We start from the raw sequence: 7,173 nt of genomic DNA on the forward strand, positions 1-7,173 counted from the left end.
GCGGCGCCTTCGGAGGCGAGAAGGAAACGGGCGGGGGCAGGGAGTCCGGCTCTGACAGCTGGAAGGCCTATATGCGCAGGGCGACCAATACGATCAACTACGGCTCTGCCCTGCCGCTGGCCCAGGGGGTGAGCTTCGACGTCTGAGGACGGGCGGCGAACGACCGGGCTGGCCTCGGCGCGACCACCTGTGCCTTGATTCCTGCATTGCGCCGGACAGAATCAGGCCGTTGGGGGGGCATGACGACCCGGATCGACGCACTCAGGTTTCCCGGTCCCGGGAGCGACCCGCCGCCGCGGGGATCGCCGCTCCTGGAAGTGGCGATTTCTCGCCGCCTGAGGGTGACCCTCTCCTACTGCGACCGGTGCGGCTTTCCGACCCTGCGTCGCGTACGCCCCCTCGCCATCGTTGCGGGCCCTCGTGGAGCGCTGCTGATCGCCTGGTGCGAGCGACGACGGGACTTCAGGAACTTCAGACTGGACCGGATCTGCGCCTTACGGCCGGGTTCGCGGTTTCCGGAGACGCAGGGTAAGGACCTCGCCGATTACCTTGGCGGCGGCTGGATTTGAAAGCCCCGTCCGCCAGCTGCCTGCATCCAACTCGAGCACCCCCCTTGCGAGCAGCCGGATGGCGATGGACCCCATTATGCCCAACAGGTGGAGGCCGCCGGCTCGAGTATGGAAGGCCGCAGATTCAGAAGGGTTGAAGAGGCCGATCAACGCGACTTGTTTCCGGCGGACCGTCACAGCCGTCGGCAGAATGCAGCGCATCCGTCCCGACGGATTCCCTGGCGGAGTGAAGCGGGCCTGACCGCACAGGGGCGGCGTCTCGCGGTAGGGTCGGGACGAAGCGGTGGAGGGTGTTGACCCTACCTTGCGGCCCCTCATAATGTGTAATTGCACGTAATGGAGCCTCCGATGGACCCAGCTGAAGACCTGCTCAATCCCGCCCACTGTGTGAGCCACAATCTGCAGAAGACCGCGCGTGTGGTGGCGGGCGTCTACGCGGGTGAGCTTCGAAGCTGCGGGCTCAGCCGGGGACAGTTCCCGATCCTCCAGCACCTGGAGGCTTCGGCCGGTGGTGTCGCCATGTCGGCACTCGCACAGAGGCTCTACATGGACCGCACGACGCTGACCCGGAACCTCTCACCACTCGAAAGGGCGGGCCTGGTTGTGCGTGAGGCGGATCCTGGCGACGCCCGGGTCCGACGGGTGATGATCACCGAAGCGGGCCGCAGTCGGCTGGTCGAGGGTCGAAAAGCCTGGCGTCGCGCTCAGGCCATGACCCTTGAACGTATTGGCGCGGACTCCTGGAGGCTCCTGGAGGACGACCTCCGCCGTGTCCGGAAGGCGCTGTCATGACCTCATCCCCCGCCGCCTCTCCGCTCCTGACCGATCCGCCCATGCGCCTGCTGGTCAGGATGGCGGGGCCCAGCGCCCTGGCGTTTCTGGTCCAGGCAGGGGTTTCCATGGCGGAAGCCGGCTTCATCGCCCGGCTGGGCCTGGTTCCTCTCGCGGCCATCGCCCTGATGCTGCCGGCCCTGATGCTGATGCAGATGCTGGCCAATGGCGCCCTGGGCGGAGCGATCTCAAGTTCGGTCGCGCGCGCGCTTGGCCGTGGCGACGGTGCGGCGGCGAACGCCTTCATCTGGCATGCGCTTGTTATCGCCGGCCTCGCGAGCCTCGTTTTCGGTGGTCTTTTCGTGAGCTGTGGTCGCGCGCTTCTCGTCGCCACCGGCGCCCCGCATTCGGTTGTTGCCGAGGCCCATGAGTATGGCGCCGTGCTCTTCCTTGGAGTGGCGCCGATCTGGATCTCTGCGTTTCTGACCTCGGTTGTGCGCGGGACGGGCGATATGCAGTTCCCGGCCAGACTGATGATCATCGGCTCGCTGGTGCAGATTCCGCTGTCCGGAGCGCTCATGCTGGGGGGGCTTGGCCTGCCTGGCCTGGGACTGAAGGGGGCCGCCGTCGCTGTGATCCTGGTCTCCGCCGGCAGCTCCCTTGTACTGGTCTGGCGGCTCCTGAGGCCGGGTCAGGCGATCCAGCTGACCCTTCAGGCCTGCCGCCTCCGGCTGGCGTACTTTGCAGACATCCTCCGGGTGGGGGCGCTGGCCTCCCTCTCCCCGGTCTCGACTGTGCTGACCATCGCTGTTCTCAACACCCTGATTGGTCGCTTCGGCGTGGAGACTTTGGCGGGCTACGGCGTGGTGGCGCGGGTCGAGTTCCTGCTCGTCCCCTTGGTCTTCGGGATCGGGGCGGCGCTCACGGCCCTGGTAGGGGTCAACATGGGCGCCGGACAGGTGGCGCGCGCCGAGCGCATCGGATGGATCGGCGGCGGGGCGGCGGCGGTCCTGGCGGGGGCCGTGGGACTTGTCCTAGCAGTGGCGCCAGGCCTTTGGACCGGTCTTTTCACCCGGGATCCCACAAGTCTCGCGTCCGGCGCTCTCTACCTCCACATCGTCGGGCCGGCCTTCGCCTTCCAGGGCCTGGGCCTGGCTCTCTATTTCGCCTCCCAAGGCGCCGGAGCCGTGATCTGGCCGATCATCGCGACCCTGCTCCGGTTCGGGGTCTGCGCGGGCGGGGCCGCCCTCGTCATGTCCGCTCCGGAACCCTCCCTGGCCGGAGTATACGCCTGCATATCGGCCAGCATGGTCGTGTACGGGGCGGTCACGGCGATCGCCATCTGGAGAGGCGCCTGGAGACGGCGGGCCATCTGAGTCTGGTCTGTCGGGCCGGATCAGAAGGTGAAGGCCAGTCCCAGAGAGACTGACCGCCCAGGAGATGGCGCTATGTCCTTCAGGTAGGAGGCGTGCTCCCGGATCTCGGCGTCGCTCAGGTTGCGTCCGCGAAGGCTGACCGTGACCGGCGTGCCGGCCAGCGGCCGCCAGGCCAGGCTCGCGTTGATCGCGGTATAGCCGTCGGTCTCAAGCTCGAAGGGCGCGGTCCGGGTCTGATCTCCGACATGACGGATCTCGACCGCCGCATCGAGGGTCTCCGATTCCCAGGACAGCTCCCCCGTGACGCCGAAGGCGGGAATGCGGGGCGGCGGCCCTTGATCGGTATCACCTCGAACGACATCGCCGGACAGGCTCGCCTCAAGGCGACCCTCAGCCCGGGTGAGCAGGGTCTGAGTCGCTTCGACCTCGAATCCGACGAAGTCCGCATCGGTCTGCCGGAAATTGAAGACCGGCAGATCATCATAAATCTCACCCGTCGGCCTCTCTTCGATGAAGCCGTCGTAACGTGCGGCCCAAGCGTGAGCCTGAACCCGGGTGGAGTCGCCTGTCCAGCGCAGCGTGGCCTCGAGGGACAGCGCCTCTTCCGAAGAAAGGGTCGGGTCGCCGACCTCCCAGGTCCCGGTGCCCTCGTGGGGGCCGTCGGCGAAGAGTTCGAACTCGGTTGGCGCACGCCCGCTGAGAGACAGGGTCAGGGCCAGGAAGAGCGGGTCTGACGGCCTCCAAAAGGCGCCTGCCGAGGCCGAGACATTCGTGAATGAGCGGGTATCCGGCGTCTTGCTCCAGTCGAGCCCCGCCTCAACCCCCGGTGTACTGGTCTCACGACCGTCCAGGTCGGCGCGCAGCTCGCGAGCGTCAATCCGAAGGCCAGCGTCCAGCCCGAACTTGCCGAACTCGAACCTCTGAAGGGTGAAGACCCCCATCTCGTTGATTTCAACGCCGGGTATGAAGGCCTCTTCACCGATCGCCTCGAGGTTACGGGTCAGCGCCTGGAGACCAAAGGCTCCCTGGCGGCCCGGGGATCCCCGCATGACCAGCTCGACGCGACCCTCCGTTCCGTCGGACAGAAAGCGCGTGCCGGCCTTGCCTTCCTCGATCTTGATCTCGGCGTGCTCGTAGTCGGCGCGCCCCACAGCCAGCCGGACCTTTTCGATCCAGCCGTCGTGGACGGGGGTCTCTCCTCTCAGGTCCCAACGGGTCTGCTTCATGTGAAGCCGGATCAATTCGGGCTCGGAGTCGCTGACAACCTGCTTGAAGGGCAGCCCGTAGCCTGTGTCCGTTCTCTTCACCGAGAGGCCGAGAAAGCCGCCATCACCCCCGACCAGGGAGGCTCCCAGGCCCCAGGCGTCGGCTTCCAGCGAAACGTTTCTCAGGGTCTTGTCCGCCGACCGGACCAGGCCTTCCTCGGCAGCGAGCCGATCGGACACCGGCCTTACCGGCGTGGCGTAGTCGTCGGATCGCCGTATAGATCCGTCGAAGGCGAGGACAAGTGGACCGGCGTCCACCATTGCAGCGCCGGAAGCGGCCCGGCCGTTGTCGACAGACGACCAGGAGACCGCGCCGCGGCCTTCCACCCGCCCATCGGGTCGCCGGGAGGGGACCCGGTCGTCCAGGACATTGACGACTCCGCCGATCCCGGATCCGCCATAGGCCAGGGTGGACGGCCCGCGCAGGATCTCGATCCGGCTGGTCTGGCCAGCCTCGCTGGGCACCGCGTGGTCGGGGGAGAGGGAACTTGCGTCCACCATGCCGACGCCATTCTGAAGGAGCAGGACCCTGGGTCCCGCAAGGCCGCGGATCACCGGACGGCTGGCTCCTGGGCCGTAGGCTGTCGATCGGAGGCCAGGCATGCCTGAGATCAGGTCTCCGAGTCCGGCCGGGGGGACCAGGCTGAGATCCCGGGTGGTCAGAATGTCGACGTTGGTCGTGATCGTATCGAGGGAGAGAGGGTACGGCGCCGCTGTGATCACCAGTTCCGCAACCGAAGGCGTCCTTTCTTCCTCCGCTGCAGCAGCGGCGGGAAGGCTCAGGGCGAGAAGGCTCACAGAAGCGAGCCAGGGCATTCGGACTGACATGATGATCTCCACATCCCGCGCTGGTCATATGTTATAATGTAACGAGTGACAAGCGCCCTGCACCCGCAGGCGCGCCCGGGTTCACGAGACCATAGAACTTGCCCAATCCTAGGGGCAGCCTCTCCCCCCTGAGTGACTGGACCTCATCACCTGTCGGGGCCCGGAACCACATGCGCCATATGACCTCCCATGTGGCCTGATCTCCCGCTCCGCGGGCGACCTTCGCATCCTGCGCTCCGACGGCCGCGCGACACCGCCGGATCTCGCGACTGACGCGCTCGCAGGCGGGGCTCGCCGGAATCCGCCGCCATCCGGGATCTGACACATGATCCAGGCCCTGGACAGTCGCCCTCGCGAGTTCATCGCGCGCCTGAAGGCGCTTTCTGATGCGCTGGCGTCCGGTCCTGAGGATCAGGGTTTCGAGGCCCGGGTCCTGAAGCGGCTCTCGGTCTGGCAGCGACGACGAAGGGGAATTCCTGTGGTCGCGGGTCGGGCCGGCTTGGGATCGCCTTCGTGCGCCTCAGCGATGTCAGAGGATCGATTCCGGAAGCGGGGTCTCTCCTTGAAATCGCTGGGAATGACGCCCCCCATCGCCTATATGTTTCCCTAGGGTGAGGGATCGTAAGCGCCTCGGGTCTCTGCGTCGCGCTCGCGGTCCCGGGGCTGGCGTTCGAGAGGCTTCTCGAGGAGGTCTGAAACATGTCCATTCATGGACCTGCAGACGTAACCCGTGTGGGTATCAGGGACATCAGACAAAGGAAGGGCGGTGCGCCGCTCGTCTGCCTGACGGCCTATACGGCGCCAATGGCGGAACTCCTGGACCCCTTCTGCGACATTCTGCTGGTGGGAGACTCGGTCGGGATGGTCGTCCATGGCCTTCCCAGTACGGTCGGCGTGACCCTCGACATGATGGTTCTTCATGGGGCGGCGGTCATGCGGGGCTCGCGCCGGGCTATGGTTGTGGTGGATATGCCCTTCGGCTCGTGTGAGGGCGCGCCGGAGACGGCCTTTTCGAACGCAGTCCGGATTCTGCAGGAAACCGGCGCCCAGGGCGTCAAGATTGAGTGCGCGCCTGCGGTGGTCGGCAACGTCCGGTATCTGGTAGATCGCGGCGTACCGGTCATGGGCCACGTCGGTCTGCGGCCGCAGTCCGTCCTCGCAGAGGGCGGATTCCGCGCCCGGGGACGGGAGGAACAGGAGCGACAGCAGGTTCTTTCCGAGATGCGCGGCTCTGTCGAAGCAGGTGTCTTCGCCCTGGTTGTGGAGGGTGTCGCCGAGAGCCTTGCGTCCGAAATCACCGCCCAGTGCCCCGTTCCCACAATCGGCATCGGTGCGTCCGCCGCCTGCGACGGGCAGATCCTGGTGACCGAAGACATGCTTGGCCTGTTCGAGAGATCTCCCAAGTTCGTCAGGCGATACGGAGATCTGCGCGGGCTTGTCGCCAGTGCGGTCGAGCGTTATGCGATTGACGTCAGGTCGCGGCGTTTCCCGGGCTCCGGGGAGACCTATTTTGCATCCCGTCGTCGTCCCGGGTCTGCTCTGGCGGACATTCCGGCCGGCTGAGCCCGGCCGCCACGCTTCCGCCACGGGGCGCCTGCAGGGTCCGCCCGTTGCGGCGAACCGGGCGGCGCTATAGTTTCCGCCGCGCCGGGTCGCGGCGCCCAATGCGGAGTCTCCAGAGTGGTCGACGTTTTCGAGGAGGTCGAGGAGCAGATCCGCTCCGACCGCTATCGCGCCTTGGCGCTGAAGGTCCTGCCCTGGGCGATCGGCCTCGTGGTTCTGACGCTCGTCGGGGTGGGCGCATGGCAGGGTCATCGCGCCTGGACATTGAACCAGTCCGCCAAGGCGTCCGAAACCTACGCCAAGGGGCTTGAGGCGCAGCAGTCGGGTCGCGCCCAGGAAGCCAAGGCCGCGTGGGAGACCGTCGCCGCCTCCGGGAGCCCCGCCTACAAGTCCCTGGCCTTGCAGCATCTCGGGGCTCTGCGCCTTTCAGAGGGAGACGTGCCCGGGGCAGTGGAATTCTTTGACCGGGCCGCGAAGGCTGCTCCTGACCCGCTGATCGCCGACGCGGCCGGGCTGAAGTCGGTTTACGCCCTCCTCGACACTGCAAGCCGTTCCGAAATCGATACCCGGCTTGAGCCGCTTCTCAAGTCAGGGAGGCCCTTCCGGCTCCAGGCGCGGGAAGCGGCGGCCTTTTCCAAGCTCCTGGCCGGCGAGATCGCCGGGGCGCGGGCGGACTTTGTCGTCGTCTCGCTCTCGCCGGACGCCGCCGAGGGCGCGCGCAGCCGGGCGACAGCCGCAATCGCCCTGATTGACAGCGGTTCCGCGGCGCGGACCCGGGAGCTGGCGCGCGCCGCCGCCGCC

7 protein-coding genes are annotated in these 7,173 nt (G+C 67.0%); 6 read left to right on the forward strand and 1 reads right to left on the reverse strand.

The window, feature by feature from the left end; genetic code table 11:
• The 4 genes from INE98_RS04130 to INE98_RS04145 all read left to right on the forward strand — a co-directional run.
• On the forward strand, positions 1-146 hold a 146-nt coding region (locus INE98_RS04130), incomplete at its 5' end, for a hypothetical protein (RefSeq protein WP_293536815.1).
• Positions 147-317: 171 nt separating this feature from the next.
• Positions 318-569, forward strand: a complete 252-nt coding sequence (locus INE98_RS04135; protein ID WP_293536806.1) for a WYL domain-containing protein — start codon at positions 318-320, stop codon at positions 567-569.
• A gap of 348 nt (positions 570-917) precedes the next feature.
• A complete protein-coding gene (locus INE98_RS04140; RefSeq protein ID WP_293536807.1) occupies positions 918-1,361 on the forward strand; it encodes a MarR family winged helix-turn-helix transcriptional regulator in 444 nt (147 codons plus the stop codon).
• The gene (locus INE98_RS04145) at positions 1,358-2,716 is read left to right on the forward strand and encodes an MATE family efflux transporter (protein WP_293536808.1); all 1,359 of its coding nucleotides are present in this window, start codon (positions 1,358-1,360) and stop codon (positions 2,714-2,716) included. Before INE98_RS04140 ends, INE98_RS04145 begins: the two co-directional genes overlap by 4 nt.
• A 20-nt stretch (positions 2,717-2,736) precedes the next feature.
• On the opposite strand, the gene INE98_RS04150 is transcribed toward INE98_RS04145, so the two are convergent.
• Entirely contained in the window at positions 2,737-4,809 is a 2,073-nt protein-coding gene (locus tag INE98_RS04150) for a TonB-dependent receptor (protein ID WP_293536810.1), read from the reverse strand.
• Positions 4,810-5,508: 699 nt separating this feature from the next.
• On the opposite strand from INE98_RS04150, the gene panB reads away from it, so the two are divergent.
• Together panB and INE98_RS04160 are read left to right on the forward strand one after the other, a co-directional pair.
• A complete protein-coding gene (gene panB / locus INE98_RS04155) occupies positions 5,509-6,372 on the forward strand; it encodes a 3-methyl-2-oxobutanoate hydroxymethyltransferase (RefSeq protein WP_293536812.1) in 864 nt (287 codons plus the stop codon).
• Between the two features lie 117 nt (positions 6,373-6,489).
• On the forward strand, positions 6,490-7,173 hold a 684-nt coding region (locus tag INE98_RS04160; RefSeq protein ID WP_293536813.1), incomplete at its 3' end, for a tetratricopeptide repeat protein.

Origin of the sequence: Phenylobacterium sp. (genome assembly GCF_020253645.1) — a bacterium.
GTDB lineage: Bacteria > Pseudomonadota > Alphaproteobacteria > Caulobacterales > Caulobacteraceae > Phenylobacterium.

Bases quoted from the DNA above. Each gene is read 5' to 3' on its own strand.
- INE98_RS04140 (WP_293536807.1), top strand. From the start codon at position 918: ATGGACCCAGCTGAAGACCTGCTCAATCCCGCCCACTGTGTGAGCCAC.
- INE98_RS04145 (WP_293536808.1), top strand. From the start codon at position 1,358: ATGACCTCATCCCCCGCCGCCTCTCCGCTCCTGACCGATCCGCCCATG.
- INE98_RS04150 (WP_293536810.1), bottom strand. From the start codon at position 4,809: ATGTCAGTCCGAATGCCCTGGCTCGCTTCTGTGAGCCTTCTCGCCCTG.
- panB (WP_293536812.1), top strand. From the start codon at position 5,509: ATGTCCATTCATGGACCTGCAGACGTAACCCGTGTGGGTATCAGGGAC.